Raw genomic sequence first — 17,730 nt, forward strand, 5'->3', positions numbered from 1 at the left:
CTACGCCGGGCGCGGCGCGCGGAACTGATCCAGGTCGAGCTCGACCTCCATCCCGTTGAGCACCACCACGATGCGCGGCTGCTGAGCTCCTGTCGCGTGCAGGTAGTCGGCCAGGGTCGACAGCAACATGTCGTGCCGGCGTTCGAGGCGGGAGACCACCGCCTGGCCGACCCCGAGCTTCTCCGCGACTTCGACCTGGGTGAGGTCACCGGCTCGACGGATCATGGCGAGGTTCTCCGCGTAGACCCGGTCCAGCTCCCGTGCCTCGGCCTCAACCTCGGCGACCCCAGCGGCGATGTCTGGCCTGGCCAGCAGTTGGTCGAGTCGTTCGTTGCCGCGCACAAAGGTTCCCTTGTTGTTCATGACCGGCCTCCACCCGTGCCTCGAGGTCATCGAGCCAGACGCCGAACTCGGTCGGCCAATCGATCTGCACGCAGGAACTATGACACCCAAGACATATGACTTCAAAAGCATATCCACAGGCAGTCCATCAGGCAATGGCTTTGCCCGGTCGGCAGGTCAAGGCTGACGCGGATTGTTCCTCTGGGGTGGTTGTACGACGGGGGCGTCACCCGTCCAGGTGAGTTCGGAGAGCCACATGGTGCGGCCGGGTGGGTCGAGGCCTACGGCGGTGGGGTTCCAGGCGTGGTAGATGAACCAGTAGCGGTCGTCCTTCACCAGGACCATGTTGTGGCCGGGGCCGGCGGCGTCTGGGGAGCTTGCGAGGATGGGGTCGCCGGATTTGGTGCAGGGGCCGGTGGGGGTAGGGCAGAGGGCGTGGCCGACGGCGTACGTCGATTTGTCGTAGGCGTTGGCGGAATAGAAGAGGTGGAACTTGCCGTTGCGTTCGACCATGTACGGTGCCTCGACCAACCGACCCTCCCACGGTAGGTCCTGCTTGATCAATCGCTGCGTCGGGCCGACCAGCGTGAGGCCGTCAGGCGACAGCTGAGAGACGTAGATCCAGGTGTCGACGTCGATGGCGTTGCCGTCGTTCTTCCAGTAGAGCCAGCGGCGGCCGGAGGAGTCCTGGAATGGTGACGCGTCGATCGACCCACCCTCGACTTCCTGACAGATCAAGGGTCTGGGCGATTTGTCGACATATGGACCTTCCGGGCGGGACGCCACCGCGACGCCGATGCATTGCCGGCCAGACGCGTCGTGCGAGGTGGCGTAGTACATGACGTAACGGTCAGTCGCATGTACGGCGACCTCCGGCGCCCACACCTTGCCCGGCGTCGTCCACGGAGGCAGCGACGGCAACGCGTCACCGACCTGCTCCCACGAGACCAGGTCGGAAGACTTCAAGGTCTGCACGTTGCCGAGCGCACCGTTGGTGGCGAAGGCGAGGTATCCGTTGTCAACGGCAATCACCTGCGGATCCGGGAAGTTGCTGTCATAGACCGGATTGGTGAAGCCCACCATCATTCACTTGCTTTCGTAGAAGCGCAGATAGTCGAAGGTCGCCACCGGTGCCGGGTTCGCGCCGGTGAACTCGCCGTGGGCATACAGCCCGAGCCGGGCGGGAGCAGACAGCACCCACGACGCGCCCCACGTCCAGTTCTTGCCGTCCACCGAAGTACCTGCGCGATAGACGTGCTCACTCGCGGCATTCTTGTGGTACGCGAGCCGCATCCACAGCGTCGGCGCCGATCGCCCGATCGCGGCGGCACCGTACGACGTCGCGCCGTCGGACGGCCGGGCCACGAGCTCACGCCCGTACTCCGTCTGCCGAGTACGCCAGATCGCGACGTTGCCGAGCCGGGCGAAGTCGCTGTCGTTGAGATAGGCGATCATCCCGGCCTGCTGGTAGTTGCGGATGTCGCCCTCGCCCAGGTCGAGGTGCAGTTTCGTCTCAGCGATCCAGCTGTCCCGAGCGGGCGTCGTGTGGAAGAGCAGACCGGCGTTGTTCCCGCCGCCGACCAGGTCAGCGTTCTCCAACGGCCACGACAACTTGCCATCAGCAACGACCGCCTTGTCGTCCTGACGCACCCACGACCATGAAGCACCCAAACCAGAGGAGAACTCGTCACCGGCCAGCAGGTCTCCGGTCCGCGGTACGTCGGCCATCCGCGTCGCCGGCGCCGCCACCGTACGCACGGTCAGGTTGTCCACCTCAGCCGAGCCCAGCCACGAAACCGGCGCCGACGGCAACTTCAGACCAGGCACGACGAGTTGTGCCTCGGCGTACACGTCTCCCAGCCCGGCGTCGTTCAACCGCGCGGTCACGGTCGAGCCGGACACCTGGACACTGAGCTTGTTCCACTGGGTGCGATCGAAGTCCGCGGGCAACGCAGCAGATGCCGTACGACGACCAGCGGCAATCGTGACCTTGTCACCAGACACCGAAGCAACCACCGCTCCACCACCAAGGACGGTGGTGAAGGACGAGCCGATGCGGACGTCGGCTTCGACCCGCAGCGAACCGCCAGGAGCCGCCTGACGCGTCCGACCCGCGCCAGAGATCAAAGCCGTCGGACCACCAACCGCATCACCAGGCTGCCGAGCAGCGCCAACCAGCCCACCGGCCGGGTCGGTCGAGTCGATGCCGAGCGCCGATCCGGTCGTCGGTGCAGGCACCGGACCATCCGACGGACCGAGGCCGGCGCGGGTTCGCGGCCAGCCGTCGATCCAGTCGATCCGGTCGATCAGCATCGGCCGCCGGTTGATCCCGAACGGGTCGGTCAGCCACGGCGTACCGCGGTCGATCGCGTGGTAGACGATGTGGTCCTGTCCGGCCGCGTCGGTGATGAACGCGTGGTGGCCCGGGCCGATCCACTTGTTGCCGTTCTGCGTGATGACCGTCGTACCGCCGACGCGGGACTCGTTCATCGAAGCACCGGAAGCGTCCAGGAACGGGCCGCGCGGTGAGCGGGACCGGCCGCCAAAGACCGAGTAGCCGGTGGTCGGGCCGGCGCAGCAGTTCATCGACGACCCCGTCAGGTAGTACCAGCCGTCGCGGTAGACGACGTACGAACCCTCATACCTGTCGCCAACCGTCACCTGGGTTGGCGAGCCGACCGCGTGGAGGCCGTCGGCGGAGAGCTCGGTGACGGCGAGGCCGCCGTAGAACCCGCCGTAGTAGAGGTACCGCTTGCCGTCGGCGGCGGTGAGCATGGCTGGGTCGATGGTGCCGAAATAGCCGCCGTTGCCATCCGGCTTCGGCGTGACGACCGGCCCGTCGGTGGCGGTCCACGGTCCCGCTGGGGTCGGGGCGGTGGCCACACCGATCGCGGGATCGCCGCCTGCGTTGGCAAGCGTGTCGGTGACGGTGAAGTACATGACGTACCGGCCGCCGAAGTACCTGATGTCAGGCGCCCAGAAGAATGAGCCGGATGCCGCCCAGGCGGGCTTGGTCTGGTCGTTGAAGACGGTGCCGAGGTACTCCCAGGAGCTGAAGTCCTTGGTCCGGGCCATGTGCATCAGCCCGAACGGGCCATTGGCAACCAGTGGGTCGGAGGTCGCGTACGCGTACCAGTAACCGTCGCGCCCCTGAATCATCGACGGATCGGCAAAGGTATCGGCAAAGCTGGACGAGATGGCGTTGGTCGTCGTCACAGCTGGCGCGGCAACAGCAGCCGTTGTACCGGCAGCCACCGCAGCGACAGCACACAACGCGGCAGTCAGTTTGGAAGGCACGGGCGGGTCCCCTCTCGAAAACGGATGTCAAACTTTGATGCGCAGCAGATGCCACGAGGCCGGGGGCAACGTGGTGGTGCAGTTGCCATCGACAACTTGTGTGCCGTCGACGGCCCGGGGTACCACCCGGTCCGGTTCGGTTGCGGTGTTGACCGCAGTACGGTCGTCGTCGTACAGGGCGAGGTGTTCGACCAGTCGGAGCCCGCGGGCCAGCGGGATCTCGAGGTCGACCTTGTCGGTCTCGCTCCGGTTGACGACGAAGATCGCCACCTCGCCCGTGCTTTCGTCGTACGTCGCTGTGCTCCACAGCGCGGGGATGCGGCCGAACGCGGCGGTGTCGACGTCGGGCCCGCCGGTGACCGCGGTCTGCAGAACCGTCGGACCGGCGTACTTCGCGGTCAGCGCGAACGGGTGGAAGATGGTCTGCCGCCACGCGGGACCGCCCGGCTCGGTGCGGATCGGGCCGATGACGTTGACCAGTTGCGCAAGGCAAGCGATCTTCACCCGGTCGGCGTGCCGCAGCAGCGTGATCAGCAGACTGCCGACTACCACCGCGTCGTCGACGGTGTAGGTGTCCTCGATCAGCGGGCTGACCTCGCGGATGTCGAGGCCGAGCTCGCCGGGGAAGTCCTGCTGGTACCAAACGTTCCACTCGTCGAATGACAAGGTCAGTTGCTTGTCGCTGCGTCTGAGCGCCTTCACATGGTCGGCGGTCGCGGCTACCGCCGTGATCATCCGGTCCATCTCCTCGGAGGCGGCGAGGAAACTGGCCTGGTCGCCGTTCTTGGGTTCGTAGTACGCATGCAGGCTGATGTGATCGACGAGGTCGTACGTACGCTCGAGAACGACGCGCTCCCATTCGCCGAAGGTGGGCATCGCGGCGTTGCTCGAACCGCAGGCGACGAGTTCGAGACCTGGCTCGACGCGACGCATCGCGTTCGCCGTCTCCTCCGCGAGCCGCGCGTATTCCTCGGCGGTCTTGTGGCCGATCTGCCAGGGGCCGTCCATCTCGTTGCCGAGGCACCACACCTTGATCCCGTACGGCGCCTCGTTGCCATTGGCAACCCTGCGGTCGGAGAGCTCGGTGCCGGCCGGGCGGTTGCAGTACTGGAGCAGCTCGACCGCTTCTTTGATGCCGCGGGTGCCGAGGTTGACCGCCCAGATCGGCTCGACGTCCGCCTTCCGGGACCAGGCGACGAACTCGTCGGTGCCGAACTGGTTCGGCTCGATCGCCCGCCAGGCCAGGTCGAGCCGGCGCGGCCGCTGATCCTTCGGGCCGACGCCGTCCTCCCAGTCGTAGTTCGAGACGAAGTTGCCGCCGGGGTAGCGGACCGCGGTGACACCGAGCTCCCGGACGAGCTCCAGCACGTCCTGCCGGAAGCCTTCGGCGTCGGCGCTCGGGTGCCCGGGTTCGTAGATGCCGGTGTAGACACACCGGCCCATGTGCTCGACGAACGAGCCGAACATCCGCCGGTCGAGTGCTCCGGCCACGAACGCCGGATCGACCACAAGCCGCGCCACGAGCCCTCCCCGATCGTCTTTACAACGTTTACCGTGGATTTCTACAACGATTGACATGCGCTGTAAAGGGTTCGGCCCGCGATGGCGTGACACACTCGGGCACCAAGCGTGAAACGGAGGTCTGTGGATGGCGACGAGGCTCAGTGACGTGGCGGCGCGTGCCGGGGTGTCGGTGAAGACGGTGTCGAACGTCATCAACGACTACCCGCACATCACCTCGCAGACCCGGGCCAAGGTCGAGGCCGCGATCGCGGACCTGGATTACAAGCCCAACGTCAGCGCGCGCTCGCTGCGCAAGGGCCGGTCCGACTTCATCGCGCTGGCCATCCCGGAGATGGCCTCGCCGTACTTCGCCGAACTGGGCGCGGCGATCAGCCGGGCGGCCAAGAAGCGCGGCATCACCGTGCTGATCGACCAGACCGAAGGCGAGCAGGCGGCCGAGAAGCTGGTCCTGGACGGGATGCGCGGCCAGCTCATCGACGGCATCATCTTCTCGCCGATCACCACCGCGCCGGCCCGGATCGGCGCCGCCGGTACGGCGAAACCCCTGGTCCTGCTGGGCGAACGGCCCACTGGCGGCAACTTCGATCACGTCGCGATCGACTCGGTGCAGGCGTCGTTCGACGCGACCACCCATCTGATCTCGATCGGCCGGCGCCGGATCGCCGCCATCGGTGTCGGCGGTGGTGCCGGGACAGGCGCCGTACGGCGGAAGGGTTATCGGAAGGCGCTCAAGGCGGCCGGGCTACCGCACGATCCTTCGCTCGAACTGGCGGGCACCGGGTATCACCGGCCGGATGGTGCGGCCTCGATGCGGGAGCTGCTGGCCCTGCCCGAGCCGCCGGATGCGGTGTTCTGCTTCAACGACCTGCTCGCCTTGGGTGCGCTGCGGACGCTGGCCGACGCGGGGCTGTCGGTGCCGGACGACGTCGCCGTGGTGGGCTTCGACGACATCGAGGACGGGCGCTACCACTCGCCGTCGCTGACGACGATCTCGCCCGACAAGGAGTGGCTTGCCGAGAACGCGGTCGAGTTGCTGCTCGAGCGGATCGCCGGCAACTCCGACTCCACGCGTCGCGACCTCACCGTCCCGTACACCTTGGAGATCCGCGAGTCGACTACCGGTTAGGGAACCCGGCCAACTGCTTGGCCAGCCCGACCTGCGTCCGCTGCAACTTGGCAGCCAGCCCCAGTACGACGTTGCGCAGCGGGCGGACTCTTTGCGGCAGGTTGGCGAGGCGGGTCAGTCGGTGAGCCAGAGCGATTACCCGGACCGCTTCGGCGCGGCTATTGGTCGCGTAGGTGTCGAGGTCGGAGTCGTCACCCTGGATTGCTGTGGATAGTGCGTCGGCCAGAGTGATCGCGTCGCGCAGGCCGAGGTTCATGCCTTGACCGCCGGCCGGGCTGTGGGTGTGCGCGGCGTCGCCGGCCAGCAGCACGCGACCGGCGCGGTAGTTGTCCGCCACCCGCTCGTGGATCCGGAATCGCGAACCCCAGATCGCTTCGGTCACCTTCGGCGCAGTCTGCTTCGGACCGCGGGCGGTCAGCAACTGCTGCGCGTACGCGACATCCGGGTGCTCGGGCGCCTCGTCGACCTCGGCGACCAGCCGGAACGACCCGTCCGGCAGTGGCGCGACCACGAGCATCCCGACTGTTGCGAAGTACAGGCCGACCTCGTCAGTCGGCAGGCCGCCGTCGACGCGGATGTCGACCAGGCTGAACGACAGCGGCAACACGTTCTCGGGCATGCTCAGCCCGGCGAGCCCGCGGACTGTGCTGTTCATCCCGTCGGCCGCGACGACGTACTGCACCTTGATCACATCACCGCTGTCGAGCGTCACCTCGGCGCCGTCGGCGGTCTGGCTCAGACCGACTGCGGCGTACGGGCGGAGGACGGTGCCGCCGAGCTCCTCGAACCGTTCGAGCAGGACCTGCTCGGTCAGCGACTGCGGAATCATCAGCGTGAACGGGTAGTCGGTCGGCAGGCCGCGGAAGCTGACCGGGACCAGCCGGCGGTCGCCGTCGCGGACCGCGAAGTCCTGGAGCTCCAGGCCGAGCTCGATCAGGCGCTTGGTGACGCCGATCCGCTCCAGCATCTCGAGCGTCCGAGCATGGATCACACACGCACGGGAGGTGTTCGCCCCCTCGGCCTGATTGTCGACCACCACAACGTCGTGGCCGTGCTGCCTGAGCGCGGCCGCTACCGCCAGTCCGACCGGGCCTGCGCCTACCACTACGACATCTGCATTCTTCGGGATCATCATGGTCCCCTCCTTATGTCAACACCTGTTGACTTTTACTGTACGGGCGCTCAGCAGGAAAAGTCAACAGGTGTTGGCATATGCTGTCGCCATGGCTGAACGGAAGGGCGACCGGACCCGGGCGGCGATCCTGGCCGCGGCGCGGGAACGGTTCGCGGCGGACGGGTACGAGCGGGCGACGATCCGGGCGATCGCGGCCGACGTGGCGATCGACCCGGCAATGGTGATGCGGTACTACGGGAACAAGGAGAAGCTCTTCGCCGCGGCGGCCGAGTTCGACCTGCGGCTTCCCGATCTGAGCGCCGTACCGCGGGACGAACTGGGGGCGCGGCTGATCGGGCACTTCCTGGATCGCTGGGAGGACGACGAGACGCTCAAGGCGTTGCTCAGGGCAAGCGTCACGAACGAGGCGGCGGCGGAGCGGATGCGGCAGTTGTTCGCAGCGCAGCTCGGGCCGGCGATCGCCAAGCTCACCGGCCCGGACGGGGCGCCCTCACGGGCTGCGCTCGTCGCGACCCAGACGTTGGGGTTCGCGCTCTGCCGGTATGTGCTGGCGCTGGAGCCTATCGTTCAGATGCCCCGAGCAACCGTCATCGCGTGGCTCGGCCCGACACTTCAGCAGTACCTGACGGGACCTTAGCTACGGGCTTTGTTGCGGCGGCGTTTGACGTCCTGGAGGAAGATCCAGGCGACCGCGGCACCGGTGACGAAACCGCCGAGGTGGCCCTGCCAGGAGATGCCCGAGAAAAGGAACGAGATGACCGCGGTGACGGCGACGTAGCCGAGGATCCAGGTGACGTCCATGCCGTGGGCTCGCCCGATCACGAGCAGGGCGCCAACCAGGCCGAGGACGGCGCCGGACGCGCCGAGGGTCGCCGATCCGGGCGCGGAGAGCAGCCAGACCGCGACGCCGCCGCCGAGCGCGGACAGCAGGTAGAGGATGACGAACCTGAGCCGGCCGAGCATCTGCTCCAGCGGCGGGCCGACCTGGTAGAGCATGAACAGGTTCGCGAAGATGTGGAAGATCTGTACGTGCGTGAACGCCGACGTGAGCAGCCGCCACGGCTCGGAGTCCACCAGCGCCGGGACCAGGACCAAGTCGTTCAGGATCCGGTCGCTGCCGGTGCGCACCGCGATGAAGACCAGGATGTTCATCGCCAGCAGGGTGATCGTGACGACCTGTGGATTACCGCGCGCGACGCCGCCGAGCGATGTCCGGGTGCGCGGGGTCGACTTCACGCCCTCGTTGAAGCAGTTCGGGCACTGGAAGCCGACCGAGGCACTCTTCATGCACTCGGGGCAGATCGGCCGGTCGCAGCGCTGGCAGCGGACCCCGGCGGGCCGATCCGGGTGCCGGTAGCAGACGGTCTCGGTCACGCGGTGGGTCCTCCCCAGGGAAAGCCGAGTCCCGGGCCGGGTGGCGTACCCCGGCCCGGAACTGGAGATTTGGTCAGGCGTCCTTGCGCTCGACGGTGACGCTGTTGATCACGATCGGCTCGACCGGCCGGTCACCAGGAGCGGTCTTCGAGGTCGCGATGTCGTCGACCACCTTCTTCGACGCGTCGTCGACGACCTCGCCGAAGATGGTGTGCTTGCGGTTCAGGTGCGGCGTCGGGACGACGGTGACGAAGAACTGCGAGCCGTTCGTGCCCTTGCCGAACTGGATCCCGGCGTTCGCCATCGCCAGCAGGTACGGGCGGTCGAACTGCAGCTCCGGGTGGATCTCGTCGTCGAAGGCGTAGCCCGGCGAACCGGTGCCGGTGCCGAGCGGGCAGCCGCCCTGGATCATGAACCCGTCGATCACCCGGTGGAAGGTGAGGCCGTCGTAGAACGGCTTGGTGCTGGGCTGACCGGTCTGCGGGTCGGTCCACTCCTTGGTGCCCTCGGCCAGGCCGACGAAGTTGCTCACCGTCTTCGGCGCGTGGTTGGGGAACAGCCTGATGACGACGTCACCCTTCGACGTGTTCAGGGTCGCGTACAGCTCTTCGGCCACGGTGTTTCACTCCTCCGTTGATGCGGCGTTCGGCTTCGATCCTGTCACGCACCTCCAACAAACCCTCCACCGACCGGCCGATCTCGCTACCTCTCCGCTGCGAGCAAGAGAGGGGTGAGGGTAGGGATGTGACTGATGAGACGGAAGTGATTGAGGGGGAGGGGCGATAAGGGCGGGTTTGTCGGCTGGGTACGTCGTACGATGCAGACGAAGCCGGATTTGTCCAGAGAGTCCATAGCCGCCGATGGGCCAGATGGCTGCCCGAGGCGGGCGGCACCGAGGAGGGAACCGTGGGTTTGTTGAAGTCCAAGGGCCGGGTCGAGACCGCGAAGGACCGGGTCCGGCCACTTGCCGAGTCCGCGTCGGAGAAGATCGGGCCGGCCGTCGGTCAGGTCCGCGATCACCTCGCGCCGGCCGTGGGCACCGCACGGGAGAAGGTGTCGCCGTACGCCGAGAAGGCCGTCGAGCGCGGCGCGCACCTCGCCCACCAGGCGGTCGAGAAGGCCGGACCGGTGATCGACGACGCGCTGGCGAAGGTCGGGCCGGCTACCGAGCACGCCGCCGAGCGGGCGCGGGAGAAGTTCAGCGACGACGTGCTGCCGAAGGTGAGCGCCGCGCTGGCGTCGCTGGCAGCCGCCGCCGAGCCGGTCGTCGAAGAGACCACCCGCCGGGGCAAGGCCACCAAGGCTGCTCTCAAGGGTGAGATCGACGTACCGAAGAAGAAGAGCCACCGGCTCCGCAAGGTCGTCCTGTTCGTGGGCTTCGGTGCCCTCGCCGCGGCGGCCGTGAAGAAGCTGCTGACCCCGCCGGAGCCGGCCTGGCAGTCGACCCCGACCAGCGGTCGCGACTACAGCTCCGCCCCGACCGGTACGACGTCCCGCCCGGCCGAAACCAAGCCTGAGACCAAGCCGGAGACCAAGACCGACGCCACCGTGTCGTCCAACGGCAAGACGGACGCCCCGAAGGCAGAGTCCGCGAAGACGGAGTCGCCGAAGACCGACGCCCCCAAGGCCGAGGCCGCCACGGAGGAGACCGACGTCAACGCGTCGGCCAACGGCGCGGCGAAGAAGACGACCAGCACCCGCAAGTCGACCGGCTCGGCCAATCCCAAGCCGTCGGACTCCTGACCAACTCGACCGCAACGGCGAAGGCCGCGATCCCCACCGGGGTTCGCGGCCTTCGTTTCGCCTGACGGCACCTTGCGCGTACGGCGTCAGTCCGAGGGTCAGTTCGAGTTGGGCTGAGTCTCGTGCTGAGTCTCTTGTTGGGGCTTGGCCATCGTGTAGCGGCCGGCCGACAGCAACTGGGTGGCGTAGCGGTGGGTGATGCATGGGTAGGTGCCGCCGCAATGCCGGCAGACGGCGTGGTTGCGGTGCAGCCAGGGCAGGATGCCGAACCGCTTGATCCAGGTCAGCGGCTCACGGTCGGGTGCGTGCAACTTCAGCGCCGAACGGGCCGCGCCCTGGATCTCGGGCGCGGACCAGTCCTCGGCGCTCTTGTCCATCAGAGCGCTGAGGTCGGGGTGAGAGGGTGCGGTGTCGCGGGTTTTGGTCATCTATCGTCTTCCGGGGCAGGGTACGGGCGAGTCCGGCCGTCTCGACTGAAGCGTCCGCTTCAAACGTAACGATCCGATCGCTGTTAGCGACCCTAGTCCCCGGAAGGCGCATACCGCGCGTTCGCACGCGTCGCCTGAGGTCAGATCTTCGTCAGGTTTCCCAGCGTGCCGAGCCGCTCACCTTCCGCCGGGTAGCCGGCGCTCGAGTGCCGGTCAGGTCCAGAGGGTTTCGAGGGTGATGCGGGCCTCGAGTTCGAGCAGGTGGCGCTTGAGCGGGATGCCGCCGCCGAAGCCGACCATCTTGCCGCCGGCGCCGACGACGCGGTGGCACGGGACCACGACGGCGATCGGGTTCCGGTTGCAGGCAGTCCCTACCGCCCGGGCGGCGCCGGCATCACCGACGATCTTGGCGACTTCGCCGTACGTCTGCATCTCGCCGTACGGGATGCGGCTCAGTTGGGCCCAGACGGCCCGTTCGAAGTCGGTGCCGCCGCGGACGGACAGCGGGATGGTGAACTCCTTCAGCTCACCGGCGAAGTACGCCTTGAGCTGCTCCTGCGTCTCGGTGAGGAGTGGATCCTGCTCGAGGTGACGGTCGACGCGGCCGAAGTTCAGCCGGCACAACCCGTCGTCGTCCACAGCCAACGAGAGGTCACCGATCGGCGAATCGACCACTGCCCAGCGCATGCCAGCATTGTTGCTGGTGCCACCGACACTTTTGCTGGTCGGTACGTTAGGTTCTCGCGTGCTCACGCGGGGTTGTGCTATTTCTGGTCCATGCCGAGCCAGCCGCCGCTGGACCGCTGGTTCAGCTCCGAGCGGGGGATGGGCCTGGCCGCATCGATCCTGATCGGGGTCGTCACCGTGACCGTCTGGGCGACCGCCTGGTCCGACTGGTACTCGTACCAGGCCCTCAAGCGGTACGCCGACGATCCGGACCGGCTGGACGAGGCCGACCTGATCTCCGGCTCGCTCGGCATGGTCAGCGCACTCGTCCTGCTGGCCGCCGCGGTCGTGTTCATCGTCTGGCTCTGGCGGGTCCGCTGGAACGCGGAGATGTTCTGCCGCGGCGAGCACCGGTTCACTCGCGGCTGGGTGCTCGGCAGCTGGATCTGCCCGGTGGTGAACCTGTGGTACCCGAAGCAGGTCGTCGACGACATTGTCGCCGCCAGCGATCCACGAACCCCACCGCAGACGCTCGACCTGCGCGAGATCCCCGGCACGCAACTGGTGTGGGCGTGGTGGCTCACCTGGGTGGCCGGCCTGGTGTCGGGCAACATCGTGCAGCGCGGGGTGCTGGGTGGTGCGACCGAGGTCGGAGATCTGCGGACGAACGTCGTACTGTCCACGATCTCCGCGCTGTTCACGACCGCGGCCGCTGTCCTCGCGGTGATCCTGATCCAGCGGATCGACGAGCTGCAGACCAAGCGTCCGTGGGTGCCGTGGTGGGCGGTGGGTGAGGCGCAGACCGGGTTCCAACCTCCTGCGCGGTAAACCATGCCGTCACGGACCGTCGGGTACGTCGTTACAAGTGGTGATGGGCGTACGAAAAGAACACGTTAAGTCGACACCCTCCGTGCTGGGGCCGACTCCCGTCGCGTACCTACTTCGTGGTATCAATGTGGCTCGGTCATGCGGGGGCAGGATCTGGCCGAAACGCCGAACAGACGGAGTTCCAGCAACGCGAGGGACGAACGTGAGCCACCCGCAGCCAGCAGTTCTGTCTGCTGTTGAAGACCATGAAGACTGGCAGCCGCACGCAGCTGAGGAGTTCCAGCAGATCGGGACGGTCGGCAAGATCGCGATCGGACTGCTGGGCGCGTCGACGGTCACCCATCTGCTCTCCACTTGGTCCGACTGGAACACGTACAGCGTCGTCCACCGCTACCTCGGCGGGCTGCCCGGCGTCGACGACGCGGACCTGAACCGCGCCGACGCGATCGCCAAGGTCACCGCGGTTCCGAACGTGATCGTCTCCGTCGCCGCCGCGGTCGTCTTCGTCATCTGGTTGTGGCGGGCCCGGATCAACTCCGAGGTGTTCTGCCAGGCCGACCATCGCCGTAGTCACGGCTGGGTGCTGGCCAGCTGGTTCTGCCCCGGACCCAATCTCTGGTACCCGAAACAGATCGTCGACGACGTCTGGCTCGCCAGTGATCCGAAGACCCCCGTGTACGCCGACGACCTGCGCCGGTTCAGGACTCCCGCCCTCACGTCCGTGTGGTGGGTGACCTGGATCGGCGCTCTCGCGTTCGACGTCGTCATCCGCCGGTTCCTGATGTGGATGGAGGCGACCGTCGGGTCGCTACGCGGGATCGCATTGGCCGGTACGGCGTCACTGGTGCTGACCGCGGCGTCGGCGGTGGCGGCGACGCTGGTGATCCGCAAGATCAACGCGATGCAGACCGGCCGAGCGTGGGTCCCGTGGTGGGACCAGCAGCCGAAGCTCACGGCGGTTCCGTCGTACGAGGTCAGCCAGGTCCCGTCGTACGCGAACGACGACACGGACGAGCAGCCGGCCATCTCCGAGCCGATCGCGACTCCGGCGCCGGCGCTTGCTGCTGTGCGAATGGAGCGTCAGCCGGAGCTGCAGATGGCTGGTGGCGCGCCAGGCCCGTTTGGGAACGGTGGGTTCCCAGGTGATGGTGCCGCGGCTGCGGAGTTCCCGTCGGGCGGCAGCCCGTTCGCCGCGCCGGCCGCCTACAACGGCGAGGCCGGCTTGAACGGTGACTCCGGAACGGAGGAGCCGCCGAAGTGGAGCCCGTTCGCTCCGGTCGTGCAGAGCTGGCAGGACGACGAGACCGGACCCAAGACCGAGCAGTTCGACGCGGTCCAGTCCTGGCAGGAGCCGGTCGCTGAAGAGCTCCCGAAGCCGAGCTGGAGCGAGTACCTGAACTCCGGCAACGACGACCTGCTCTCCACCCCGGCGCCGAGCAGCTGGCAGGACGAGACTCCGCCGCTGACCGTCGTGCAGCCGGAGCCGTACTCGTACGAGCCGCAGCCGGCCGTCGAGCCGTCGTGGGCCAGCAGCTACTCCGAGCCCTACTCGTACGACAGCACCTCCGACTACCTGACCTCGACGTCCTCCGCTCCGGAGGCCGCAACCGCACCCGAGCCTGAGCCCGCGCCAGTTGCGCGCGCCGGCCGCCGGGCCGCTCGGGTCGCGGTGGACAGCCCGTCGGCGATCCAGCCCACGGTCTCGTCGCACGACGTGTACAGCCCCTCCTCGCACACTCACCCGTCGTCGCCGGTGTCGGCGTCGTCCGGGTACTACGAGCCGGCGGCCCCAATCGTCTCGCCGGTCGTCTCCCAGGCGGACGACTACCTGACACCGTCGAAGCCGCTGCCGCCGGTGCCGTCGTACGGGCCGGAGCCGTCGTACTCTTCCTCGACGGAGCCGTCCTACAGCTCGTACGAGTCGTCGAGCTACGAGTACAACTCGGGCAGCGCCGACGACTACACGTCGTACGAAGCCTCGAACTACCAGGCGTCGACGGACCACGGCTACTCGTCCGACTACAGCAGCAGCAACTACGAGACGTCGTACGACTCCTACAGCCCGACCTCCTACAGCGGCTCGGAGTACAGCGGCCAGGAGACGTCGTACGAGAGCTACAGCCCGAACTACGCGTCGGAGTCGTACGGCGACTACAACAACGCGACGACGGACTACTACTCGACGCCGGAGCAGCCGGCCGGGGAATACGAGCAGTACTCGTACGAGCAGCAGCAGCCGGCTCCGGAGCAGACCGACCAGACCACCAACACCCCGCGCACCCACCCGCGCCGTCGCTGGGTCTGATGCAAGAGTGTCCCGCGCCGGAGATGACGTGCGGATAGTCGGCGCGGGACACTGAGCGAATGCGATTCGCCTTCAGCACCCTCGGTTGTCACGGAGAGCCGCTCGAGAGCGTCCTGGAGCTTGCCAAGAGCAACGATATTTCCGGGCTCGAGTTGCGCGCCGCGGACGACGAGTTCACCCATGTCGGACTGACCGCCGCGCAGCGGCGGGAGTTGCGGACCCGGATCGAGGACGCCGGGCTGGAGATCCTCGCGGTCAGCAGCTACGTCAAGCTCTGCGCGGTCGAGGACCAACCGCTCGAGCCCCACCTCGAACTCGCCTTCGATCTCGGCGCCCGCGGCGTCCGGGTCTTCCCCGGCGATGAGGTCACCGGTACGGCGGACTCACCCACGCCCGGCGAGTACCGCGCCCTCGACCGGGTCACGACTGCCCCCAGGGATGTCCACATCCTGTTGGAAACCCACGACTCGCACTCCGCCGGCCGGAAGATGGCCGCCCTCTGCACCCTGCTCGACGCGAACGTCCCGGGCCACAACACCAAGGTCATCTGGGACAGCGCCCACACCTGGTCCCACGGCGAAACCCCCGCCGAGTCCTTCGCCCTGCTCGAACCCTGGCTCGAATTCGTCCAGATCAAGCAATCCGACTCCACCCAAAACTTCCGCCCTGTCGCCATCCCCGACGGCGACTACCCCATCCAGCTCCTCCTCCAATCCCTAGCCGGCACCCCCCACCCCCTCTCCCTCGAATGGGAACTCAAGTGGCACCCCCACCTCCCACCCCTGGAGGAGACCCTCCCGGCCACCCAGGCCTGGCTGGACTCGGCCGCCCCCTAGGGCCGGCTGTGGACGGTGCGGCGAGGAGCGAACTCCTCGGCGTCGTGGTCCAGTGGATGGCCGGAGAGGTGCCAGCTCCAGCTTTGGGTGGGGGTGATGCGGAGGTTGGTGGTTTCGCCGAAGCGGCCTTGGCGGGGGATGACTTCGGCGGTGCCGTAAATGCGGAGGAAGCGGGGGGACCAGGGGTTGGTGGAGACGAGGTCGTCGATGACGAGGGCGACCTGGGTGTGGCCGGCGCGGACGTTGCGGACCTTGCGGGTGCTGTCCGGGTCGATGCCGCCGACGTAGAAGTAGGTGCCGTCGTACTCGAAGCCAACCGGCACGACGTCCGGCTGGCCGTCCGGACCGACGGTCGCGATCCGGGCCAGCGGCTGGGATTTCAGGTAGGTGAGTTCTTCTTCGGTGAATGCCATGTCTGCTAAAGTACAACGAGCGTTGTAATTTGACCAGGAGGAGATCGTGGCGCGAGCTGCCAAGCGGCAGGAGGTGCTGGCCGGTGCGTTGACGGTGTTTGCGCGGGACGGTTACGCGCGGGCGAGCATCGACGTGATCGCGGCTGAGGCGGGCGTATCGACGCGGACGCTCTACAACCACTTCGGTGACAAGGCCGGGCTGTTCCGCGCGGTGATCCAGGAGAGTGCGACCAAGGTCGCCGCCGCACAACTGGCGATCGTCGAGCAGTACCTCGGCGAGATCACCGACCTGGAAGCCGACCTGATCGAGTTCGGCATCGCCTGGCGGACCCCGATGCCGGACTACGCCGAGCACTCCTCCCTTGTCCGTCAGGTCAACGCCGAAGCCGGCCACATTCCGCAGGAGGCGATCGACGCCTGGCAGGAGGCCGGCCCGATCGCCGTACGACGTGCTCTCGCCGCCCGCCTGACCGCCATCGCCGAAGCCGAACCCGGACTGCTGCGGATCGACGACCCGATGCGCGCCGCCCTGCACTTCTCGCTGCTCATCTCCGGCGCCAACCCGTCCTACCGCGGAGGATCCATGACCCCCGACGAAGTCACCGAAGCCGTCACCACCGGCGTCCACGCGTTCCTGCACGGGTACGCCGGCTGATGCGCTACCGACTGTTCGGCCCAACTGGCCTGCGAGTCTCCGAGCTCTTCCTCGGCACCATGCGATTCACCAGTGTCGAGCAGGCGCTGCCGATCGTCGACCGGTACGCCGATGCCGGCGGCAACATGATCGACACGGCGGACGCCTACGGTCCCAGCGAGGACATCCTCGGCGAGGTGCTGACCGGGCGTCGGGACCGGTTCGTACTCGCGTCGAAGTACACGCTGTCCCGGGACAAAACCGACATCAATGCCACCGGCAACCACCGGAAGAACTTCCGCCTCGCGCTCGAGTCCAGCCTGCGCCGGCTCCGGACCGACTACCTCGACATCTACTGGGTGCACTACTGGGAGCGGCACACCCCGATCGATGAGACGCTGCACGCCCTCGACGACGCCGTCCGGGCCGGAAAGATCCTGTACGCCGGTATCTCCGACGCACCAGCCTGGATCGTTGCCCGAGGCAACACCCTGGCCGAGTGGCGGGACTGGTCGGCATTCGCCGGCCTGCAGGTCCCATATAGCCTGCTCCAGCGAGACATCGAGCGTGAACTGCTGCCGATGGCCGAATCGTTCGGTATGACCGTAGCCGCGTGGGCACCCCTTGCCCATGGCAAACTCGCCCGGCCCGCTGATGCAGCCGCCGACGAACGCGAGCGAAAGGTTGTCAGCGTCCTGGCAGACGTCGCCGGCAAGCTCGATGCGACGCCCGCCCAGGTCGCCCTCGCGTGGACGCGAGCACGTTCGCGGGCGGTGCATCCGTTGGTGGGTGCCAGTTCCCCCGAGCAACTCGCGGACAACCTCGCCGCGATCGAGCTAGCCCTGCCGGAGGACGCCGTACGACGGCTGGAGGCGGCGACGGACTTCACCCTCGGCTTCCCGCATGACTTCATCACGCCGGACCTGCTCGACCCCGCCCGGATCGAGGGCCGTTGAAGATTGAAATAATTGGCCTAGGCCACAATCTGTGCTCAGTTTTGTGAACAGGCATGACGTCGGGCGGGGGACGGTCGTCGTACTGGGTGGAGTCCCGACGGGGGACCTGAGCGGTAAGGACAT

At 67.4% G+C, this 17,730-nt stretch carries 18 protein-coding genes; 8 read left to right on the forward strand and 10 right to left on the reverse strand.

Annotated features, from left to right (window positions below; translation table 11 throughout):
- The 4 genes from EV646_RS20835 to arfA form a co-directional block, all read right to left on the reverse strand.
- The gene (locus EV646_RS20835) at window positions 1-363 is read right to left on the reverse strand and encodes a helix-turn-helix domain-containing protein (RefSeq protein WP_241996209.1); all 363 of its coding nucleotides are present in this window, start codon (window positions 361-363) and stop codon (window positions 1-3) included.
- A 156-nt stretch (window positions 364-519) separates the two neighbouring features.
- The gene (locus EV646_RS20840; protein WP_241996210.1) at window positions 520-1,428 is read right to left on the reverse strand and encodes a glycoside hydrolase family 43 protein; all 909 of its coding nucleotides are present in this window, start codon (window positions 1,426-1,428) and stop codon (window positions 520-522) included.
- Window positions 1,429-3,597 carry a family 43 glycosylhydrolase gene (locus EV646_RS20845; protein WP_241996211.1) on the reverse strand — a complete coding sequence of 723 codons (2,169 nt, stop codon included), beginning with the start codon at window positions 3,595-3,597 and terminating at the stop codon, window positions 1,429-1,431.
- Window positions 3,598-3,666: 69 nt separating this feature from the next.
- On the reverse strand, window positions 3,667-5,160 hold the full coding sequence (gene arfA, locus EV646_RS20850) for an arabinosylfuranosidase ArfA (protein ID WP_241996212.1): 1,494 nt from the start codon (window positions 5,158-5,160) through the stop codon (window positions 3,667-3,669).
- Window positions 5,161-5,287: 127 nt separating this feature from the next.
- On the opposite strand from arfA, the gene EV646_RS20855 reads away from it, so the two are divergent.
- The gene (locus EV646_RS20855) at window positions 5,288-6,289 is read left to right on the forward strand and encodes a LacI family DNA-binding transcriptional regulator (protein WP_132151049.1); all 1,002 of its coding nucleotides are present in this window, start codon (window positions 5,288-5,290) and stop codon (window positions 6,287-6,289) included.
- On the opposite strand, the gene EV646_RS20860 is transcribed toward EV646_RS20855, so the two are convergent.
- Window positions 6,279-7,424 (reverse strand): FAD-dependent oxidoreductase, encoded by a 1,146-nt coding sequence (locus EV646_RS20860; protein WP_241996213.1) that lies wholly within the window; start codon window positions 7,422-7,424, stop codon window positions 6,279-6,281. The two genes, EV646_RS20855 and EV646_RS20860, sit on opposite strands and share 11 nt — an antisense overlap.
- 88 nt (window positions 7,425-7,512) lie before the next feature.
- Between EV646_RS20860 and EV646_RS20865 the strand changes: the two genes are divergently transcribed.
- A complete protein-coding gene (locus tag EV646_RS20865) occupies window positions 7,513-8,061 on the forward strand; it encodes a TetR/AcrR family transcriptional regulator (RefSeq protein WP_132151051.1) in 549 nt (182 codons plus the stop codon).
- Here the strand turns inward: EV646_RS20865 and EV646_RS20870 are convergent.
- On the reverse strand, window positions 8,058-8,798 hold the full coding sequence (locus EV646_RS20870; protein WP_132151053.1) for a rhomboid family intramembrane serine protease: 741 nt from the start codon (window positions 8,796-8,798) through the stop codon (window positions 8,058-8,060). The genes EV646_RS20865 and EV646_RS20870 overlap by 4 nt on opposite strands.
- A gap of 73 nt (window positions 8,799-8,871) precedes the next feature.
- Window positions 8,872-9,414 (reverse strand): peptidylprolyl isomerase, encoded by a 543-nt coding sequence (locus tag EV646_RS20875; protein WP_132151055.1) that lies wholly within the window; start codon window positions 9,412-9,414, stop codon window positions 8,872-8,874.
- Between the two features lie 290 nt (window positions 9,415-9,704).
- Here EV646_RS20875 and EV646_RS20880 point away from each other — a divergent pair, with 290 nt between their 5' ends.
- Window positions 9,705-10,541: a hypothetical protein gene (locus EV646_RS20880; protein ID WP_132151057.1), complete on the forward strand. Its 837-nt coding sequence runs from the start codon at window positions 9,705-9,707 to the stop codon at window positions 10,539-10,541.
- A gap of 98 nt (window positions 10,542-10,639) precedes the next feature.
- On the opposite strand, the gene EV646_RS20885 is transcribed toward EV646_RS20880, so the two are convergent.
- Window positions 10,640-10,969 (reverse strand): hypothetical protein, encoded by a 330-nt coding sequence (locus EV646_RS20885; RefSeq protein WP_132151059.1) that lies wholly within the window; start codon window positions 10,967-10,969, stop codon window positions 10,640-10,642.
- 213 nt (window positions 10,970-11,182) lie between these two features.
- Window positions 11,183-11,656, reverse strand: coding sequence for a methylated-DNA--[protein]-cysteine S-methyltransferase (locus EV646_RS20890; RefSeq protein WP_132151061.1), 474 nt, complete (start codon window positions 11,654-11,656; stop codon window positions 11,183-11,185).
- Between the two features lie 90 nt (window positions 11,657-11,746).
- Here EV646_RS20890 and EV646_RS20895 point away from each other — a divergent pair, with 90 nt between their 5' ends.
- The 3 genes from EV646_RS20895 (at window position 11,747) to EV646_RS20905 (ending at window position 15,604) form a co-directional block, all read left to right on the forward strand.
- Window positions 11,747-12,463: a DUF4328 domain-containing protein gene (locus tag EV646_RS20895; RefSeq protein ID WP_132151063.1), complete on the forward strand. Its 717-nt coding sequence runs from the start codon at window positions 11,747-11,749 to the stop codon at window positions 12,461-12,463.
- 202 nt (window positions 12,464-12,665) lie between these two features.
- Window positions 12,666-14,768 carry a DUF4328 domain-containing protein gene (locus EV646_RS20900; RefSeq protein ID WP_132151065.1) on the forward strand — a complete coding sequence of 701 codons (2,103 nt, stop codon included), beginning with the start codon at window positions 12,666-12,668 and terminating at the stop codon, window positions 14,766-14,768.
- 59 nt (window positions 14,769-14,827) lie between these two features.
- Window positions 14,828-15,604, forward strand: coding sequence for a sugar phosphate isomerase/epimerase family protein (locus tag EV646_RS20905; protein WP_132151067.1), 777 nt, complete (start codon window positions 14,828-14,830; stop codon window positions 15,602-15,604).
- Here EV646_RS20905 and EV646_RS20910 read toward each other — a convergent pair.
- Window positions 15,601-16,017: a PPOX class F420-dependent oxidoreductase gene (locus EV646_RS20910; RefSeq protein WP_132151069.1), complete on the reverse strand. Its 417-nt coding sequence runs from the start codon at window positions 16,015-16,017 to the stop codon at window positions 15,601-15,603. The two genes, EV646_RS20905 and EV646_RS20910, sit on opposite strands and share 4 nt — an antisense overlap.
- Window positions 16,018-16,063: 46 nt before the next feature.
- Here EV646_RS20910 and EV646_RS20915 point away from each other — a divergent pair, with 46 nt between their 5' ends.
- Together EV646_RS20915 and EV646_RS20920 are read left to right on the forward strand one after the other, a co-directional pair.
- The gene (locus tag EV646_RS20915) at window positions 16,064-16,672 is read left to right on the forward strand and encodes a TetR/AcrR family transcriptional regulator (RefSeq protein WP_199237095.1); all 609 of its coding nucleotides are present in this window, start codon (window positions 16,064-16,066) and stop codon (window positions 16,670-16,672) included.
- Window positions 16,672-17,607, forward strand: a complete 936-nt coding sequence (locus tag EV646_RS20920) for an aldo/keto reductase (protein WP_132151073.1) — start codon at window positions 16,672-16,674, stop codon at window positions 17,605-17,607. Before EV646_RS20915 ends, EV646_RS20920 begins: the two co-directional genes overlap by 1 nt.
- Window positions 17,608-17,730: the final 123 nt, after the last annotated feature.

The sequence above is a fragment of the Kribbella antiqua genome (genome assembly GCF_004345665.1).
In the GTDB taxonomy this organism is placed as follows: domain Bacteria; phylum Actinomycetota; class Actinomycetes; order Propionibacteriales; family Kribbellaceae; genus Kribbella; species Kribbella antiqua.